Source organism: Corynebacterium sp. HMSC068H04, assembly GCF_001811255.1.
Taxonomy (GTDB): Bacteria; Actinomycetota; Actinomycetes; order Mycobacteriales; family Mycobacteriaceae; genus Corynebacterium; species Corynebacterium hesseae.
Window position 1 is genome coordinate 80,306 of record NZ_KV804020.1, and the last position, 17,336, is coordinate 97,641.

17 protein-coding genes and 1 pseudogene are annotated in these 17,336 nt (G+C 59.1%); 12 read left to right on the top strand and 6 right to left on the bottom strand.

What is annotated here, in order from left to right; genetic code table 11:
- Positions 1-7: 7 nt before the first annotated feature.
- On the top strand, positions 8-508 hold the full coding sequence (locus HMPREF2792_RS10695; RefSeq protein WP_369821999.1) for a hypothetical protein: 501 nt from the start codon (positions 8-10) through the stop codon (positions 506-508).
- A 4-nt stretch (positions 509-512) separates the two neighbouring features.
- Here HMPREF2792_RS10695 and HMPREF2792_RS12755 read toward each other — a convergent pair whose 3' ends face one another.
- The gene (locus tag HMPREF2792_RS12755) at positions 513-809 is read right to left on the bottom strand and encodes a CHY zinc finger protein (RefSeq protein ID WP_083299197.1); all 297 of its coding nucleotides are present in this window, start codon (positions 807-809) and stop codon (positions 513-515) included.
- A complete protein-coding gene (locus HMPREF2792_RS10700; protein ID WP_070533500.1) occupies positions 809-1,636 on the bottom strand; it encodes an esterase/lipase family protein in 828 nt (275 codons plus the stop codon). Before HMPREF2792_RS10700 ends, HMPREF2792_RS12755 begins: the two co-directional genes overlap by 1 nt.
- A 104-nt stretch (positions 1,637-1,740) precedes the next feature.
- On the opposite strand from HMPREF2792_RS10700, the gene HMPREF2792_RS10705 reads away from it, so the two are divergent.
- Positions 1,741-2,259: a hypothetical protein gene (locus HMPREF2792_RS10705; protein WP_070533502.1), complete on the top strand. Its 519-nt coding sequence runs from the start codon at positions 1,741-1,743 to the stop codon at positions 2,257-2,259.
- 2 nt (positions 2,260-2,261) lie between these two features.
- Here the strand turns inward: HMPREF2792_RS10705 and HMPREF2792_RS10710 are convergent, their stop codons facing one another.
- Positions 2,262-2,675 (bottom strand): hypothetical protein, encoded by a 414-nt coding sequence (locus HMPREF2792_RS10710; RefSeq protein ID WP_070533503.1) that lies wholly within the window; start codon positions 2,673-2,675, stop codon positions 2,262-2,264.
- Positions 2,676-2,723: 48 nt separating this feature from the next.
- The gene (locus HMPREF2792_RS10715; RefSeq protein WP_070533505.1) at positions 2,724-3,440 is read right to left on the bottom strand and encodes an ASCH domain-containing protein; all 717 of its coding nucleotides are present in this window, start codon (positions 3,438-3,440) and stop codon (positions 2,724-2,726) included.
- Between the two features lie 263 nt (positions 3,441-3,703).
- On the opposite strand from HMPREF2792_RS10715, the gene HMPREF2792_RS10720 reads away from it, so the two are divergent.
- Complete coding sequence (locus HMPREF2792_RS10720) at positions 3,704-4,192, top strand: hypothetical protein (RefSeq protein WP_070533507.1); 489 nt, start codon at positions 3,704-3,706, stop codon at positions 4,190-4,192.
- Between the two features lie 35 nt (positions 4,193-4,227).
- Here the strand turns inward: HMPREF2792_RS10720 and HMPREF2792_RS10725 are convergent, their stop codons facing one another.
- On the bottom strand, positions 4,228-5,709 hold the full coding sequence (locus HMPREF2792_RS10725; protein WP_070520396.1) for a multicopper oxidase family protein: 1,482 nt from the start codon (positions 5,707-5,709) through the stop codon (positions 4,228-4,230).
- Positions 5,710-5,780: 71 nt separating this feature from the next.
- The gene (locus HMPREF2792_RS10730; protein WP_070520399.1) at positions 5,781-6,356 is read right to left on the bottom strand and encodes a CueP family metal-binding protein; all 576 of its coding nucleotides are present in this window, start codon (positions 6,354-6,356) and stop codon (positions 5,781-5,783) included.
- A gap of 403 nt (positions 6,357-6,759) precedes the next feature.
- Between HMPREF2792_RS10730 and HMPREF2792_RS10735 the strand changes: the two genes are divergently transcribed.
- The 9 genes and pseudogenes from HMPREF2792_RS10735 to HMPREF2792_RS10780 all read left to right on the top strand — a co-directional run.
- Positions 6,760-7,482, top strand: coding sequence for a response regulator transcription factor (locus HMPREF2792_RS10735; protein ID WP_118781224.1), 723 nt, complete (start codon positions 6,760-6,762; stop codon positions 7,480-7,482).
- Positions 7,479-8,606: a sensor histidine kinase gene (locus HMPREF2792_RS10740; RefSeq protein WP_070520402.1), complete on the top strand. Its 1,128-nt coding sequence runs from the start codon at positions 7,479-7,481 to the stop codon at positions 8,604-8,606. The genes HMPREF2792_RS10735 and HMPREF2792_RS10740 overlap by 4 nt, the downstream gene beginning before the upstream one ends.
- 140 nt (positions 8,607-8,746) lie before the next feature.
- A complete protein-coding gene (locus HMPREF2792_RS10745) occupies positions 8,747-9,073 on the top strand; it encodes a heavy-metal-associated domain-containing protein (protein ID WP_070520404.1) in 327 nt (108 codons plus the stop codon).
- 51 nt (positions 9,074-9,124) lie between these two features.
- A complete protein-coding gene (locus tag HMPREF2792_RS10755; protein WP_070520407.1) occupies positions 9,125-11,359 on the top strand; it encodes a copper-translocating P-type ATPase in 2,235 nt (744 codons plus the stop codon).
- Between the two features lie 47 nt (positions 11,360-11,406).
- Complete coding sequence (locus tag HMPREF2792_RS10760) at positions 11,407-12,021, top strand: YdhK family protein (protein ID WP_049151221.1); 615 nt, start codon at positions 11,407-11,409, stop codon at positions 12,019-12,021.
- A gap of 267 nt (positions 12,022-12,288) precedes the next feature.
- Positions 12,289-12,999, top strand: a pseudogene (locus tag HMPREF2792_RS12760) (IS6 family transposase).
- A gap of 446 nt (positions 13,000-13,445) precedes the next feature.
- The gene (locus HMPREF2792_RS10770; RefSeq protein WP_158011601.1) at positions 13,446-14,639 is read left to right on the top strand and encodes an ATP-binding protein; all 1,194 of its coding nucleotides are present in this window, start codon (positions 13,446-13,448) and stop codon (positions 14,637-14,639) included.
- Positions 14,636-15,949 (top strand): DUF6414 family protein, encoded by a 1,314-nt coding sequence (locus tag HMPREF2792_RS10775; protein WP_070533517.1) that lies wholly within the window; start codon positions 14,636-14,638, stop codon positions 15,947-15,949. The genes HMPREF2792_RS10770 and HMPREF2792_RS10775 overlap by 4 nt, the downstream gene beginning before the upstream one ends.
- Positions 15,950-16,152: 203 nt before the next feature.
- A partial coding sequence (locus HMPREF2792_RS10780; protein ID WP_070533535.1) for an ISL3 family transposase occupies positions 16,153-17,336 on the top strand: 1,184 nt, incomplete at its 3' end.

The following is a 17,336-nucleotide window of genomic DNA, read 5'->3' on the forward strand; positions in this document are numbered from 1 at the left end:
GTGGCGCATGAGAAATAAGCTTGTCCTCTGCTCCGTTGCTGCTGCCATCGGCCTGTCCGCCCCTACCGCATCCGCCGACATGGTGGATGACTACCTGGCCAAGGTCCCTGCCGGCCAGATTTCCTGTGAGCAGGCCACCAAGTACTACACCAATCCGTCTGACTACAACAGCAAGAAGTCCCAGGCGCTGGCTGCTGCCAACTTCCACCCGCGTGGTCCCGAGATCCGCGACGCCGTCGCCCGCGCCGACGAGGCCATCGCTCGCTGCGGCCTGAACGGTGGCGGCGGCAACACTGCTCCTGCTCAGAACACTGCACCAGCTAACAACACTGTCCCTGCCAACAACGGTGGTGGTGCCCCGGCAAATAACGGCAATAACGCCCCATCGAACAACGCTTTTCCGACCTTCCCGGTGACCATCGGCAACTTCACCTTCAACGTCCCGGACATTCTGGCGTACCTCAAGACCCTCGTCGAGGGCACCCCGCTGGCCCAGCTTTTGCCGTAGAAGACTAGCGGAAATACGTCCCCGCGTGCAGCGCACAGCCTGTATTGAAGGCATGCCCGCACGCGGGGCATTTATATGCTGAGTATTCGGCATAGGTCATTGTTCGGCCGCAGGCCCCGCACATGACGCAGAGCTGGTCTTTCGGCATGGGTCCGAATTCATGGTCGGTCAGCTCCGCGTGGCAGAGCGAACACGCGAACCATCCGCCGCAGGTGTGGCACTTGTTCGCAATGACGTCGACAAGCGTGTGCCAGTGACGGCACCGGCCGTCCGCATCGATGGCACCCTGGATGTGTGTCACTAACGCGTGAGCCCCCACAGAATCTGATCGTGCACGCGCGGGTCATGGGGTAGATTTCCATGTTCGACTGGGGCGGATTCCACATTGACCACGTCCGCGCCCGGAACAGCGCTCAGCTCCGAGGTCTGGTTCGGCGTCACGGTATTATCCGCCGGCGAATAGATGGACGTGTAAGTAACGCCGGGCGCGGTATCCGGAAGCTGGTTGAGATTCTCCATAAAATCCGAGCCCTCCAACTGCTCGATGCCAGCGCTGGTGCCGAGGAAATCAACCACATCGGGCGCGATCTTTGCGGCCGTCTTGAGGGGCGTTGCCCGCCCGCCCCACGTCGTCCCGTGGAAGTTCGCACCGATGGTGACCACGCGGTTCACTTCATCCGCTGAGCCGTAGAGTTGTGTGAAGGTCTTGGTGTGCAGGCCGCCCTGGGAGAAACCGACGAGGTTTACTTTGTTTGCTCCGGTGACCTCACGGATGTGTTCAATATGCCCGGCGATCTCGCGCCCGGAAGAATCTAGATCCGCAATCCCCTTCATGTAGTCGTAGGCGTTCTGGTACGCAATGTCCTCGGCGCCATAGTCGAAGGCCCACACGCACATCCCTTGGTCCTTGAGCTTCGGGATGAGATCGTTCCACTCGGCCGAGTTTGCCGAAGTACCGTGCAATAAAACAACGGGTTCAGTGACGGAACCCGTGGGCTTACAGTCAGGATCATTGATGCCGAGATCCTGCGCGGCGGAGGTCTCCATGGTCTGGGCATGAGCCGGAACGGGGGCGGCAGTGCCGAGGAGGATTGCAAGGAAAGCGCGCTGTAAAAAGCCGTTTTTCATGAGGCACCAGCTTATCCGCCGAGCCTGGCCAGCTACTGTGTGATTCCTGTGCGCAACTAGGGTACCCGTCACTACCATAGAGGTAGATAAACAAAGGACCTGAAATGAAGCGACTTCTCTGTATTGCCTCTGCGCTCTTTGTGCTCGGCGGCTGTTCCTCTCTCGACGTTGAATCCACCCCTGCGAGTGAGACGTCGTCAAGCACCAGCGTTACTGAAGACGCCCCACACCCCACCCTTCCCACTGCCGAGGAAAGCGCCGAAGATATCGGCGTGGATCAACCGCAAGAAGAAGTCATCGGCTTCACCGAGGCGCCCGGTGCGGCGCAACCTACTCCGATGGAGAAAGCCATCGAGTCCTGCGGTGATGTCTCGCTACACGAAACCGGAACGACATTCTTCAGCGATGGAACCTCTGGCTGGACACAGCAGTGTGCCGACGAAATGATGGCCGCAAATCCCCCAGTGCAAGAAGCTGCCGCTGTGTATGAAGCACCCGCCGTTGAAGAGAACTACGTTCACCCCGGCGCGTATTGCAACGGCGGAAGCGGGGTATCAAAGAGAGGTGTCCCGATGACGTGCGCCCCGGCATCGGACGGCAGGATGCGCTGGCAGAGCGCGTAACCTCATTCCGGCAGTTGCGGGCCTTTACCCCTCTTCCACAACGCAAAGGCGATGCCTCTGCGGATCAGTGCTGAAAGCCCTACGGGCAGGCAGCACAGGAGGGGCAAAGCAATGAGCATCTGGCCGATCCAGCCGAAGAGACCAAGCACTCCAATAACGACGAAAACGGCATCTAGCCGGAAATCTGTAATGTCCTTCCGCTGCATGGGCAGGGAAATAAGGTAGGCAATTCCCAGAAACACGAGTGCGGGAAGAACCACAAAGACCGCAAGGAAGCCGCTCTCAGCATCAGTTCCTTGCGTATCAACGAAAAAGACGGCCACCAGCAGCCCAACAAATGCGAACTCCACAAATGGTAACCGCAGCACAGGGAAATCTATAAGCCGCGGTGGCTGGGCGGAAGCGGGGCCGAACATACCGACAGTCTAGGCAAAACCCTTTCCCCGTCGTCTTTACCGAAGTAGTTAAGCCTTACGGAGCGTGAACTCTACGACGTCGACCTCATCATCCTCAGCTAATCCGGGATAGTGAGTATCGAGCGCTTCGTGGAGCTCAGCAAGAGAACCAAAGCCATCTCTTCGGGCTTGTTCCTCCGTCAAGGACCTCCGCTGGGTAGAGACGACAGAAGTGACTTCTGCGGGAATGGTGACAACCTCTCCGGATTCTTTCTCGAAGACAATCTGGGCGCTTCCTTCGTGGAAGGGGTCATCCACCCGAATGGTTTGTTGCTTTTCTCCGCTTCGAATTGATTCCTCGTAGCCTTCCCACATATAGATGCGTTGCTCTTTGTCCATGTCACGCCAGTTATATGCGAACGGTAAGAGCTCTTCCACGGTGAGTGCTTCAAGTCCATTGCTTCTGCGCACGATGCACCGGATAGACGGATCAGTATCAAATAGCACTTGGCGGCATTTTCCACAGGGCGAAAGCACCTGGCCAGTCGGACCGTGGACGGCGACTACCGCCCGGATGGGATCCTCGGGATGACTAGCAGCGTGGTTAGCTAAGGCCGAGATTTCACCACAGGGGCCACCGAGAAAATGGTATGCGTTCAAACCGAGCACGTGTTTGCCGGATTCAGTCAGGAGGGCTGCGGCTACGGTGTGATCTTCCCCGTCGTGGAAGCGCTGCGCATGGGTCGTGGCTACGGTCAGTAATTCTCGGAGTTCATTAGTAATCATCCTTCAAAGGTAGCTGTTACTGCCACAACTCCTAAGCCCAAGGGATCACAAATCTGTCACTGTCATTCACGGTAAATAAGGGCGAAAAACTTCGAACTTCTGGCCGCTATAATTCCCCGAAGATATCAATAACCCCGGCGATTTACTCCTACTTTCGTAGTGCAGGGATCGTTCCGGGGTTTTCAAAGCGCACATTATCATATCCATATGGAAATCCAAGCCCAGCCCAAGTACAGCTGTCCCAGTGGTTTTCATCTGCGCGAATGAGCAGGTACACCGATCATCCATCACCAGAAACGCTCTACCTTTGGAATACTCACCTCACGAAGACCTATCTCGCAGACATCGAACACCTCGAAGTACTCCTCCGAAATAGCATTCACAATGCCCTAACCGGAAGGTACGGCGAGCGATGGTTTGACGACGATCGAATCCCTTTCAACGATGCAGCGAAGAAGAATATCCGCAAAGCGAAGAAACGGGCCGGGAAGGAAGGCGCACCACCAGGAAAAATCATCGCTGAACTCAGCTTCGACTTTTGGCGCTTCCTCCTAAGCAGTCACTATCAGGCGAGCGTCTGGCCTCAGGTTAAGAAGGCGTTGAAGAAAACCCCTGGCAGCAGACAGCAGTTTGAAGATCTTGACTCCGTTGATAACGCCATCCAAATGGTGGCAAGCTTTATTGATCCTCATGCCGAAGCATGGATCAAGGACAATTCCCGAGTCCCCGATATACGGGCACAACGACCTTAGCTGTATACCGCAGGACAAAGCGGAAAAGAGCCGGGTTACTCGTAGCGAAGCGAGCTGAACATCCCGGTTTCCATGTGATAGGCGTTATGGCAGTGAAATGCCCACTCACCGGGGTTGTCAGAGATCAGGTCGGCGATCATGGTTTCACCGTGGCGGAGAAGGACGGTGTCCTTGCGTAGCCCGCCGCTGCCGGGCAGCGCCCACGTGTGACCGTGGATGTGCATGGGGTGGGGCATCATGGTCCTGTTGCGCATGACCATCCGCAGGCGCTGGCCCGCCTGCACGATCGCGGAGGAGGATTGGCCGTCGGTGAGAATGCTCCATTCATACGGCATCATCTGCCCGCCCAGGTCGATGCTGACTTCTCGGTCTGGTGTGTCCTCGGGCAGGAGTGCACGGTCTGCTGGCTTCAGGGAGGACAGAAGCAGTCCGGTGGACGACAACTCGGGGAAGTCGACATCGGGGTGAGGGGCCTGGCCGCCGGCGGTGCGGATGACGGCGAAGGCGCGGTCGTCTTTACCCACCGCCAAAGCCGTGAGCGGGAAGATGCCGTCGCCGAGGATGACCTCGACGTCGACACGCTCGCCCATCGACAGGTAGATCGATTCGGTCTCCCGGGGCTGGACGGGGAAGCCGTCGGTGTGGGTGACGGTCATGCGGTGACCACCGAGGGCCACCTTGAAGATGGTGTCACCGCCGGAGTTGATAAACCGCAGGCGGGCCTTGTCACCCGGGCGAGCCTCGAAGGTCCGGTGAGCACGGGGGATACGTCCGTTGATGAGGTAGTGCGGATACATCACATCGCCGGCATCCCCGCCCAGTACCCGGTCCGGGGTGCCGTGCATCATATGGCCGTGGCCTCCCATCCCCTTCTTCCCGTTATGGTCGCCCGAGCCCATTCCGGTGAGCTTGTCGAGCTCATCGTCGGGAGTGCCCTGAATGCCATCGACCCAGTCGTCGAGCACGATGGTCCACTCGACGTCCTGGTCCTCAGCGTCTTGCGGGTCACGGACGATCAGTGGGGCGTGGAGGCCGCGATCAAGCTGCAGGCCGGAGTGGGAATGGTAGAAGTAGGTGCCACCGTGGGGGACTTCAAAAACATAGGAGAAAGACTCGCCAGGTTCAATGGGGTCCTGGGTCATGCCGGGCACACCGTCGGCTGCGTTGTGGAGTGCGATGCCATGCCAGTGGATGGAGGTGCTCTCAGGCAGTTCATTGGTGATATCGACCTGGAGGACGTCGCCGACGGTGGCCTCAATGGCCGTATCCCCGGTGTCAGAGACGTATCCCCACGTCTTGGCTTCGATACCGCCGATATCCAGAGAGAGGGGCCGGGCGGTCAGTGTCCGGCGCACCGTCGGCTCGCCGAGCGCAGTGGGGGTGGGAGTGGGGCGAAGAGAGGAACCTGGTGCCGAGGCAGCGGGTCCAGGGTCGCTGGTGCAGGCGGCCACGGCCCCGGTGCCGGCGAGGACGAGCCCGCCGAGCAGAAACTGTCGTCGGGGAAACGCGTTCATCATGATTTAACCTTCCTTGGTGCTAGATTTCAGTGACACGGGAGACAGGTGCAGGTGAGGACCCTGCTGAGCCATCACGTCAGGCGCAGGTCTGTGACGCAGGTGGCACCGTCGTCGGCGGTGGAAAACTCCGTGGTGCCGGTACGCCCCTGGTAGCTGACCTCAATCAGGCCGGTGGCATCATCGGGAAGCCAGAAGCCAATAAACCCGTTGTCGAAGGTGGTTGTCGCCTCGTCCACCAGCACCTCACCGGTCGCCTCATCGGTGATCGTGACCTGGATATCCTCATTGTCGAGTTCCCCCAGGCAGGTCGTGAGGCTGTGGTAGAAGCAGTCGTGGGTGGAGGTGAGATAGGGTGCGATCGAGACATACGTCTGATTGTCGGGAAGATCGACCACGACTTCCTGGTCATCGCTCGAGAGCAGCAGTTCATCGGCACGCACTGAGGCGATCAGATCCGTGGGACGCTCCGTGACCTTCTGCCGGTCGAGGTGATCAATGATCTCCACCGCGTCCATGCCGGCCAGGCCATGGGTAGTCAGGAATGTATCCTGGGACACCGTCCCGTCGGCGGTGGGTTCCGGGTCGGCGGCCGAACACCCCGTGAGGGCGAGGGCAAGGGCGGCGGCTGCGATCGCTGCTCGTTTCACGTCAATCTCCTTGGATCGTGGTAAGACCGTGAGAAGACACCGCCTCAAGGTCGATGCCATACCTTTATCTAGCACGGGTGCCTGACGGACTAGAAATCAAAACCCCTGCTCACAGCCTTATAACAGGGCGAAAAGGGGGCGAATTCGGTGGGCTGGGTCACCACCGGGACACCACCCCACAGCCGTGGGCGATGTCCTTCTACCCGCCCCGGGTATGCGGTGCAGGCAGTGAAATCCCTGGTGGCGCCTGCTGAACCGACCAGGGGAGGCGATGCCGCCGGCCCGGGGTGGGGCGCAGGGGTGACGGCGGTCGAAGGGTGATGTTTGAAGATTTGATGAAGATTTCCCCGTTGGGCACTGAGCGAGGGTGATATTCCCCCTGGCCGGAGCGATACTGGGGTCCATGGCTAACCGCACACCGACCACCGCCACGCCCCCGGGGCGGGTGCTGGTCGTCGATGATGAACAACCCCTGGCTCAGATGGTGGCCTCCTACCTCATCCGGGCCGGCTTCGATACCCGCCAGGCGCACACCGGCACTCAGGCCGTGGACGAGACCCGTCGCTTTTCCCCCGATGTTGTGGTGCTGGATCTGGGGCTGCCCGAACTCGACGGCCTGGAGGTGTGCCGACGGATCCGCACCTTCTCGGACTGCTACATCCTCATGCTCACCGCGCGTGGCAGCGAGGACGACAAGATCAGCGGTTTGACCCTGGGGGCGGATGACTACATCACCAAACCTTTTAGCATCCGGGAACTGGTGACCCGGGTGCATGCGGTGCTACGCCGCCCGCGCACCAGCACCACCCCACCGCAGGTGACCACCCCCTTGATCGTTGGTGACCTCATCCTTGACCCCATCGCCCATCAGGTGCGGGTAGGGGAGACGACCGTGGAGCTCACCCGGACGGAGTTCGAGCTGCTGGTTGCCCTGGCCCTGCGCCCCGGCCAGGTGCTGACCCGCCACGACCTGGTCACCGAGGTCTGGGACACCACCTGGGTCGGTGATGAACGCATCGTCGATGTCCACATCGGCAACTTGCGTCGCAAGCTCGGCACCGACACCCGGGGCCGGGGGTTTATCGACACCGTGCGTGGCGTGGGCTACCGGGTGGGGCAACCATGAATCACGGACCCGGCCTGACCTTCCGCTTCCTGGCCGCCCAGGTGTTGGTCGTGGTGATTAGCCTACTGGTGGCCGCGGCCGTGGCCACGATGGTGGGTCCGACCCTGTTCCATGATCATATGTTGATGACCGGCCAGGAGGACCCCTCGCTGGAGCTGTTCCATGCCGAGCAGGCCTACCGGGGCGCCAACCTGATCACCCTGGCCGTCGCCCTGCCCACCGCCTTGATCAGCGCCCTGCTGGCCAGCCTGTGGTTATCGCGTCGTCTGCGCACCCCCCTGCAGGATCTCACCCGCGCCGCTACCAGCCTGACGGCCGGCAACTCCCGTATCCGCGTGCCCGCCGGAAAAGCAGGCCCCGAGGTCACCACCCTGGCGCATGCCTTCAACACCATGGCCGACCGGCTGGAACACACCGAACAGGTCCGCCGCCAGATGCTCTCTGATCTGGCCCACGAAATGGGCACCCCCTTATCGGTGCTCACGGTCTACCTCGATGGTCTCCAGGACGGGGTCGTGGACTGGAATAATGCCACCCACACGATCATGGCTGACCAACTCACCCGCCTGACCCGGTTGATGGAAGACATTGACGATGTCTCCCGGGCCCAGGAACACCGGATCGATTTGGACCTGGCGGAGGAAGGGCTCGGGGATCTGCTCCACACCGCCGCTGCTGCCGCGGGGGAAGCTTATGCTGACAAAGGCGTCGATTTACAGGTCGAGACCATTACGGACACCGCCCGGGTGCTCGTGGACCGGCAACGCTTCGGCCAGGTGATGAGCAATCTCCTGTCGAACGCGCTACGGCACACCCCGGCCGGCGGGCAGGTCCGGATCAGCGTCCACCGACAGGGGGCGTCCACCGCGCTCATCCACGTCGCCGATGACGGCGAGGGCATCCCACCTGACCAGCTCGGACACATCTTCGAACGCTTCTACCGGGGGGATGCCGCCCGCACCCGGGACAACGGCGGGGCCGGTATCGGTCTGACCATCTCCAAGGCATTGATCGAGGCCCACGGCGGCACTCTCACCGCCACCTCCCCCGGCCCCGGTCGCGGAGCGGTCTTTGCCCTCCGCCTCCCGCTGTCCCCTCCCGACAGTGAGGAGGCTGCTCGGTGACCACACCCTGCCCCGCGTGAGGGCCGCGACCTCGACCCATTGAAAATATACCCCCCTGGGGTATGCTGAAAATATACCCCCGGGGGGTATATGCTAGAGAGCGGCATCGCCGCACCCCACCGAACCGAAGGAGCTTTCCCATGATCACCTCCCCGCCCCGCCTCTTGCCGATGGCCTCCCACGGCTGCAGCTGTTGCGGACCTGCCTCACGTGCCGACACCGCCTCCATCCCTGCCGCCAGCGACTCGTCAGCAGGAGGGTCCTCCCCTAGCTACCAGGTCACCGGCCTGACCTGCGGGCACTGCGCGAAAAGCGTGACCCAGGCCCTTCAGGCCCTCCCCCAGGTCGACGACGTCCAGATTGATCTCGCTGCTGGTGGTGTTTCCACCGTCACGGTCACCGGTCTCGTACCTCCGGAGATGGTTCGCCGGGCCATCGAGGAGGCCGGCTACACCGTCTTATCCTGATCAGTTTTACTCATCATCTCGACCCCGACCGGGTTGAGCGAAAGGAACGTCATGAGCACTCCCCACCATTCGGGTGATCACCATGGTGATCACCCCGCTCCGGAAACAGACCACACCCACCACCCGGATCATGCCAGCCACGAACACCACGCAGATGCCGACACCCACGGCCAGGCGATGCCCCACGATCACCCGCACTCCGCCCTGGACGAAGACCACCACGTTCATAGTCACGGCGAACACGCCGGACACAGCACCGCAATGTTTCGGGACCGCTTCTGGTGGTCGCTGATTCTGTCCATTCCCGTCGCTATTTTCAGTCCCATGGTCGCCCACCTGCTCGGCTACCACCTCCCGGCATTCCCCGGATCCACCTGGATCCCCCCGGTGCTAGGCACGATCATCTTCGGCTACGGCGGAACGCCTTTCCTCAAGGGCGGATGGAAAGAACTGAAATCCCGCCAACCCGGGATGATGCTCCTGATCGCCATGGCCATCACCGTGGCGTTTGTCGCCTCCTGGGTCACCACTCTGGGGCTGGGCGGTTTTGACCTGGACTTCTGGTGGGAGCTGGCCCTGCTGGTGACCATCATGCTGCTGGGCCACTGGCTGGAGATGCGCGCTCTCGGGTCCGCGTCCTCCGCGCTTGACGCGCTGGCTGCCCTGCTGCCGGATGAGGCCGAGAAAATCGTCGACGGGACCACCCGCACCGTGGCCATCTCCGAGCTGGTCGTCGACGACGTCGTGCTGGTGAGGGCCGGTGCCCGGGTGCCGGCCGACGGAACCATCCTCGACGGAGCCGCCGAATTCGATGAGGCGATGATCACCGGCGAATCCCGTCCCGTCTTCCGCGACACCGGTGACAAGGTGGTCGCCGGTACCGTGGCCACCGACAACACCGTCCGCATCCGGGTGGAGGCTACCGGCGGGGACACCGCCCTGGCCGGGATCCAACGCATGGTTGCCGACGCCCAGGAGTCCTCCTCCCGGGCCCAGGCCCTGGCGGATCGGGCGGCGGCGTTATTGTTCTGGTTCGCGCTGATCTCCGCTCTGATCACCGCGGTGGTGTGGACCATCATCGGCAGCCCGGACGATGTCGTGGTGCGCACGGTCACGGTGCTGGTCATCGCCTGCCCACATGCCCTGGGCCTGGCGATTCCGCTGGTCATTGCGATCTCCAGCGAGCGGGCCGCGAAATCCGGGGTGCTCATCAAGGACCGGATGGCGCTCGAGCGGATGCGCACCATCGACGTGGTGCTCTTCGACAAAACCGGCACCCTGACCGAGGGTGCGCACGCGGTCACCGGTATCGCGACAGCTGTCGGCGTCACCGAGGGCGAGCTGCTGGCCCTAGCCGCCGCCGCGGAGGCCGACAGCGAGCACCCCGTGGCCCGCGCCATCGTGGCGGCCGCGGCCGCCCATCCCGAGGCCTCCGGTCGGCAAATCCGTGCAACTGGTTTCAACGCCGCCTCCGGCCGGGGGGTCCGGGCCACTGTCGATGGCGCTGAGATCCTCGTGGGCGGGCCGAACATGCTGCGCGAGTTCAACCTCACCACCCCGGCCGAGCTCACCGACACCACCAGCGCCTGGACCGGGCGTGGGGCCGGTGTGCTCCATATTGTCCGCGATGGTCAGATCATCGGTGCGGTAGCCGTCGAGGACAAGATCCGCCCCGAATCCCGCGCCGCCGTGAAAGCCCTGCAGGACCGCGGGGTGAAGGTCGCGATAATCACCGGCGACGCCCAGCAGGTGGCCCACGCCGTCGGTCAGGACCTAGGCATTGATGAGGTCTTCGCCGAGGTCCTGCCCCAGGACAAAGACACCAAGGTCACGCAGCTGCAGGACCGGGGTTTGAGCGTGGCCATGGTCGGTGACGGTGTCAATGACGCCCCCGCTCTGACCCGCGCGGAAGTCGGTATCGCCATCGGTGCCGGCACGGATGTGGCCATGGAATCTGCCGGGGTGGTCCTAGCCAGTGATGACCCGCGGGCAGTGCTGTCGATGATTGAGCTGTCCCAGGCCAGCTATCGCAAGATGATCCAGAACCTGATCTGGGCCTCTGGCTACAACATCCTCGCCGTGCCGTTGGCCGCCGGAGTGCTCGCCTCGATCGGGTTCGTGCTGTCCCCGGCCGTGGGCGCGATCTTGATGTCTGCCTCGACCATCGTGGTGGCCCTGAACGCCCAGCTGTTGCGCCGCATTGATCTGGATCCGGCTCACCTGGCTCCGACCGACGGGAAGGAGGAACACAGTGGGTCGATATCCCCCGTAACCGTTACTGACTGACCTTGTCTCTCGACCCCTAACTCACACCACCTTTGAAAGGAACGCTCATGAAACGCAGCATTACCCTCGCCGCCTTGGTACTGACCTCCACCCTGGCGCTGACCGCCTGCAGCGACGCCACCGACAACTCCGACGATGCCGACACCACCAGCACCACGACGGCAACCGCAGAGACCAACGAGACCCACCAGGAAGACACCACCACTGCCGACGAAGAGCACGGCGGGCACGACCACCCTGCCGACGGCGGGGCACCGCCGGCAGGCATTGAAGAGGCCGAGGATCCCACGTACCCGGTGGGCACTGAGGTCATCCTCACCGCTGACCACATGCCCGGCATGGACGGGGCTACAGCCACCATTTCCGGGGCGTTTGACACCACGACCTATTCGGTCAGCTACACCCCCACCGAGGGTGGGGCCCCGGTTACCGACCACCGCTGGGTCGTCCATGAGGAGCTCGTCGATCCGGGTCAGGCCCCCCTGCCCGACGGGGCGAGCGTTGTCCTGGATGCCGAGCACATGTCCGGCATGAAGGGTGCTGAGGCCACCATCGATTACTCCACCGAGGAGACGGTCTACATGGTTGATCTCACCGTCGACGGGATGACGATGACCAACCACAAGTGGGTCACCGAGAGCGAGATCCAACCCGCCGAATAGTCCACCCACCCTGAACCGCGAGACCAGACAAGGCACCCGCTCCAGAGTCGGTCATCAATCGCTGCCGACCATGCCGAAGCAAACCAGCCACACACGGAACCTGCACGCCCACAGGGCCCACGCTGAGGTAGGCCTTCTGTGTCACTGCTTCTCTTAGTCAGGGAAATATGCCCTGGAATGACCCTGGTGACAGGAGTTCATTCCAGGGCTTTGGGTGCTGTTGCAAAGTTGGGGCAGTAGGAAGAGCGACGTGAAATAATCACAGCCATGGGTATCTTCTCCGGTCGTCATTTCCCCCGTGATATCATTCTGTGGGCAGTGCGGTGGTACTGCCGCTAGGGGTGAGCTACCGAGACTTGGAGGAAATGATGACTTCAGCGGGGTGTGCCGGTTGATCAACCACGATCTACCGCTGGGTCCAGAAATACGCCCCTGAGCTGGACAAGCAAACACGGTGGTACCGGCAGGTACCTGACTGGCAGGCCAGTTCCTGGCGGGTGGTGAGACCTATATCCGGATCGGCGGCAGGTGGTGCTACCTCTATCGGGCGATCACCGCCGGTGGCCAGACCCTGGACTTTTACCTCTCTCCGAAGCAGAACGTGGCCGCAGCGAAACGTTTTCTGGCCAAGGCTCTCAGATACAATGCGTCAGCCGGGTATCCCAGAGTGATCAACACCGATAAAGCATCCTCCCTAGCCAGGGCAATCGCCGAGTTGAAGTCAGGGGGAACCTGCCCGCCAACAGTGGAACACCGACAGGTGAAATACCTCAACAACATCCTAGAAGGCGACCATGGTCGACTGAAGCGGATCCTCGGGCCGAAAGGCACGTTTAAGAACCGGACATCTGCATATCGGACGTTGAAAGGAATGGAGGCGATACACTCATTGCGGAAAGGGCAAGGCACTGTGTTTGACCTCACGGGCAACCGAACCCGGACGCGGTGATCGTCAACAGGGTCTTCGAGACGGCCTAACAACGCCCACACGCAGCGGCCATCAGGAAATGAGAAACTGAGTCTTCGCTGCTCTCCGCCCAACTTTGCAACAGCACTAAACAATCACTCAACGACCTGCGCATTTGCTCAAACTTTCACCACACAGCGATCCCAGTCAGAATTCGAGTATCGGCCCGCGATCTATCCAGACGGCAACCCGCCGTCAGAAAATCAAATCCGCAACCAATGCTTCATTCATCGCCACCTCAAATGTTTGGCACACAAAATTACAGCAACACGTCGAATCGGAATCCTAAGCATCCTGCGGATGCAAATGACTAAAGGAATCGCGTGCTTCCTGTTAAACGATGCGGATATACTGAGACGCTAATAAATCTCAACCTATAGAGTGAAGCCCACTCAGGCCGTAAACATCCATCAACCTCGCATGTAATGCCGCGGGAGCAATCGGAAGAAGCGAATCATTGGACGAACCGTTAACAACACTCACGGTTAAGCTCGATCACTTCACACCCCAAGGAACGCCGATGGTGCGTTTACCAAATGGGCTGCTTTTAGCCGGGGATCAAGAGATCAAGACATTGAGCCCTAAGGTAGGCGACATCCTCGTGTATTCCTCGGGCTGGGAAATCGCATCCGACGAGAGCTGGGAGGTTAAGGCCCAAATTGGGGTTATCGAACAAAAGTCCGGCCCCGACGAAATTCTTATAAAGACTCCAGACGGGTATGCCCACAAGTTGGTGCATAGAAATGCTCGATGGAGTCTGGGAGATTACGCCCTCTTCAATGAGAGTTCTTCGATTTTGAGAGTCATCCCACAAGAAGCAGCGCGAAAAAGCACTATCGAGGATGAAGCCAGTGCCTCGAAGTTTCGTATTGACCTAGACCCTGAGAGATTTCAGTGGGACTATTTTGTCGGCTCGCACGAGATACTGACCGACGCAAAACAAATAGTAGAGTTGTACACCACGCTGGAGGGACGAGATTTAATCTCACAGATGAAGGTTGATCCTGTACACGGGGTCCTTTTCGCAGGTCCACCAGGAACTGGGAAGACCTTTTTAGCTCAAATAATGGCAGCCCAGTCTGGGTCCGCCTTCTATTTGGTTACAACCGCGTCTCTAGGTAGTCAACTGGTAGGGCAAAGTGAAGAACGACTTGAAGCAATATACGAGGACGCAGCTAAACAAGAAATGTCGATCATTTTTGTTGATGAGATTGATGTTTTAACTAAAGACCGTTCGAATGCGTATGAACACGGTTCCCGTCTCGTTAATGTATTTCTCACGAACATGGACGGAGTAGGTGCACCTGAAAATGTCCTAACTATCGGGGCAACCAACCGTATTTCCGACATTGACCGCGCGCTGCGCCGACCTGGGAGGTTTGACCGCGAAGTATATTTTCGTCTACCGAATCAAATGGACCGTCTTGAGATTTTAAAGTCTCGCACGCCAACGCTAGCCAACGATATTGACTTCGATAAAATTTCGTCACAAACCGAAGGATGGACTGCCGCAGAACTACGGTCGATTCTCCAGTACTCAGGAGAGTTAGCTGTCATCGAAGGTCGTTCAAGAATATATAATGATCACTTTCTTTTGGGATTTGAAAAAGCAACTACCGCGCGAAATGCTCGAAAGGGCGAAGAAAAGTGAATATTAAGAGTTGGTTCCGAAACTATAGGAAGAAGCACGAAAGCTTCCGTCGCTCACGGATTCTAAGGAAAATCGAGCGGCTTTCCCGTAAAGCGTCACCGCTGGGCGACATAAGACAGTTCCTCTATCTCGATGAATTGGCTCTTCGCAGCTTGTATATCTCCCGGTTCGGTCCTGAGGATGCCAAAAAGACCCTTACTCAGACGAGAACAAAGGACTTTGGATTGACACCCGGCAGCGGTGCATCTATTTCTCGGGTCAATGATCGAGCCTCGAATGGCACATCATCTATCAGCTTTCGATCTGGAAAAAGCAGAACCTTACAGATCGAACAAGTCTCTTCAGAACAGTCTCTTTTCAGAGATTTTGTGTCGAGAGAATCCTACGCCGGAAAAGAAAGTCAAATCTGGGACGGCGTGCCGCAATCCAGCAATCAACCAGAGATACCAACTGGTGGACTAAACCGCGGGCAACTAATTCAGGTCAGAATACGCCTGGAAGCCCACTCAATTTATGCCTATAGCACCATTGCTAACGCGCTTGTCGAAACCTCAGCCAATACTCCAGCTCTCGGAGTTTCCCTGGACGACACCGTTATCCAGGCCGCCCAACTAATTCAGCAAATGCTAATCGGCCAAATTCCAATAAACTCGGAGCTCGTTGATTGGGGCTGGGACAAAGAATCTAGCGCACTCATCCGTCGCGCTGATGGCACGGCAAATAATCCTATCCGCCTCGTCGGCCTTACCCAACTCGACAACTATTGGGGAGATGTTCGAGGCTTCCTTTTCGACAAATCCGAGTGCATTGCCCTGGTTCGAGTTAGCCAAGATACCCTCTCGACTAGCTGGTCTCCCCTCAAGCTCTTCGATGCTGCTAGGGGATTGCCTGGCTTCGACGGCTTTGATACAAAAATCGCCGAGTTGAATTCCTTGTTAAGCGGAAAGCAGAAAGCAGAAACACCGCTTTCAGATGCAGTGGAAAGAATCCTCAGCCATTACCTACAAATCAGAACCGACAATGAGGAGCTCAAGGTTCAACTAGAGCCACGAGTTAACGAAATAGCTCAAATGGTTCCCAATAGTTCTCAAAGTCAACTTAATAATGCATTTAACCAAGTTGATGTTTTACTTTCGTCGTCGGGAAGCACAGAAACCACTCCCGATGAGATCGGAAACTTGCGAAGCAAGGCAATTAAATTAGGCCGAGGAACCGGAGCTCCACTAAAGAGCGAGGAAAACGTCTTACGCCCACCGAACGATGATTCAGATCTCTATTTGGTAGGCGATATCATCGCTCTGTACTGGTAAAGACTATTTAACCCGTAGTGACTATTTCACCGTCATTCGCAAGAGAGGGATCGGAAGCTTTGCGGGCTCTTCCGGTTTTGGGGTGCGTAGCGGGGTGAAGTAGAACACGACGGGTTCAGCGGGTCACCACAACATGTAGGGGTCCCTGGGTGTGAAGATGAAAGTTCCTACACAACCATCTAAACCCACCAGGGACCCGTACTGTGAAGCCTACTGGAAACCTCGTCGCCGACACTATCTGCCGTACCGCGGAAATCGGGCTTGCCATCACCGGTGCCGCTGATGCCGGAGCGCTGACCATCATTGAGGCCAGGCCAGTAGCCGTTGTCGGCGTGTGCCCGGACTGCGGACAGCCAGGAAAGTTACGCGACCACATCACCCGTCGACTCGTTGATCTTCCTGTCGTTGGATTCCCCACTAGGCTGCACGTAACAGTCCCTAGATTCCGGTGCACAGCCGCCTCATGTAAGAGAAAGATCTTCCAAGAATCTTTAACCTGCGCTGATGACGGCGCCAAGCTCACGCACCGGGTCACCCGCTGGATCTTGCAGCGCCTTGCTATTGACCGGATGAGTGTGTCAGCTACCGCCAAAGCACTCGGTGTGGGCTGGGACCTGGTCAACCAAGTCGCGCTGGATGCCTGCCGCCAGCTTGTCTACGGCGATCCATGTCACCTAGACGGGGTTCGCATTCTTGGAGTCGATGAACACGTATGGAAACACACCAGAAAACCAGGCCAGGCATCAAACCTGGTGACCATACTCGTTGACCTCACCCCGCTGGTGGACGGGCGTGGGCCTGCTCGTTTGTTAGACATGCGACCGGGCAGGTCCGCAGATGTGCTCAGCGGGTGGCTTAAGGAACGCGACCCCAGCTTCCGGGAGCAGATACAGGTGGTGACCATGGATGGGTTCACCGGATATGCCACCGCAGTCGAGGAGCAACTACCACAAGCGGACAAAGTCATGGACCCTTTCCATGTGGTGCATCTAGCAGCCGACAAGCTCACCAGTTGCCGACAAAGACTCCAACGTGAGACCACTGGGCGCCGCGGACGCAAAGATGACCCACTGTACAAGCACCGGCGCACCCTGTTGACCAGGACGAACTATCTCACCGAGCGGCAAAAGCAACGCTTAGAAATGTCGTGGGCCACCGATGACGACTACGTGTGCCTGGAAGTAACGTGGTTGGTCTACCAAGACATGATCGCAGCGTACGCGCATCCGAGGAAATCGGAAGGCAAAAAGCTCATGGAACGCATCATCCACACCCTGCGTAAAGGATTACCACAAGGCCTAGAAGAGCTCGCCCAACTAGGACGCACCCTATGGCGTCGACGCAAAGATGTGCTCGCCTACTTTGATATCGGTGCATCCAACGGCCC

What these genes read in the sequence shown, in the direction of transcription:
- HMPREF2792_RS10695 (WP_369821999.1), top strand. Translation starts at nt 8, where the DNA reads ATGAGAAATAAGCTTGTCCTCTGCTCCGTTGCTGCTGCCATCGGCCTG.
- HMPREF2792_RS10700 (WP_070533500.1), bottom strand. Translation starts at nt 1,636, where the DNA reads ATGAAAAACGGCTTTTTACAGCGCGCTTTCCTTGCAATCCTCCTCGGC.
- HMPREF2792_RS10705 (WP_070533502.1), top strand. Translation starts at nt 1,741, where the DNA reads ATGAAGCGACTTCTCTGTATTGCCTCTGCGCTCTTTGTGCTCGGCGGC.
- HMPREF2792_RS10710 (WP_070533503.1), bottom strand. Translation starts at nt 2,675, where the DNA reads ATGTTCGGCCCCGCTTCCGCCCAGCCACCGCGGCTTATAGATTTCCCT.
- HMPREF2792_RS10715 (WP_070533505.1), bottom strand. Translation starts at nt 3,440, where the DNA reads ATGATTACTAATGAACTCCGAGAATTACTGACCGTAGCCACGACCCAT.
- HMPREF2792_RS10720 (WP_070533507.1), top strand. Translation starts at nt 3,704, where the DNA reads ATGAGCAGGTACACCGATCATCCATCACCAGAAACGCTCTACCTTTGG.
- HMPREF2792_RS10725 (WP_070520396.1), bottom strand. Translation starts at nt 5,709, where the DNA reads ATGATGAACGCGTTTCCCCGACGACAGTTTCTGCTCGGCGGGCTCGTC.
- HMPREF2792_RS10735 (WP_118781224.1), top strand. Translation starts at nt 6,760, where the DNA reads ATGGCTAACCGCACACCGACCACCGCCACGCCCCCGGGGCGGGTGCTG.
- HMPREF2792_RS10740 (WP_070520402.1), top strand. Translation starts at nt 7,479, where the DNA reads ATGAATCACGGACCCGGCCTGACCTTCCGCTTCCTGGCCGCCCAGGTG.
- HMPREF2792_RS10745 (WP_070520404.1), top strand. Translation starts at nt 8,747, where the DNA reads ATGATCACCTCCCCGCCCCGCCTCTTGCCGATGGCCTCCCACGGCTGC.
- HMPREF2792_RS10755 (WP_070520407.1), top strand. Translation starts at nt 9,125, where the DNA reads ATGAGCACTCCCCACCATTCGGGTGATCACCATGGTGATCACCCCGCT.
- HMPREF2792_RS10760 (WP_049151221.1), top strand. Translation starts at nt 11,407, where the DNA reads ATGAAACGCAGCATTACCCTCGCCGCCTTGGTACTGACCTCCACCCTG.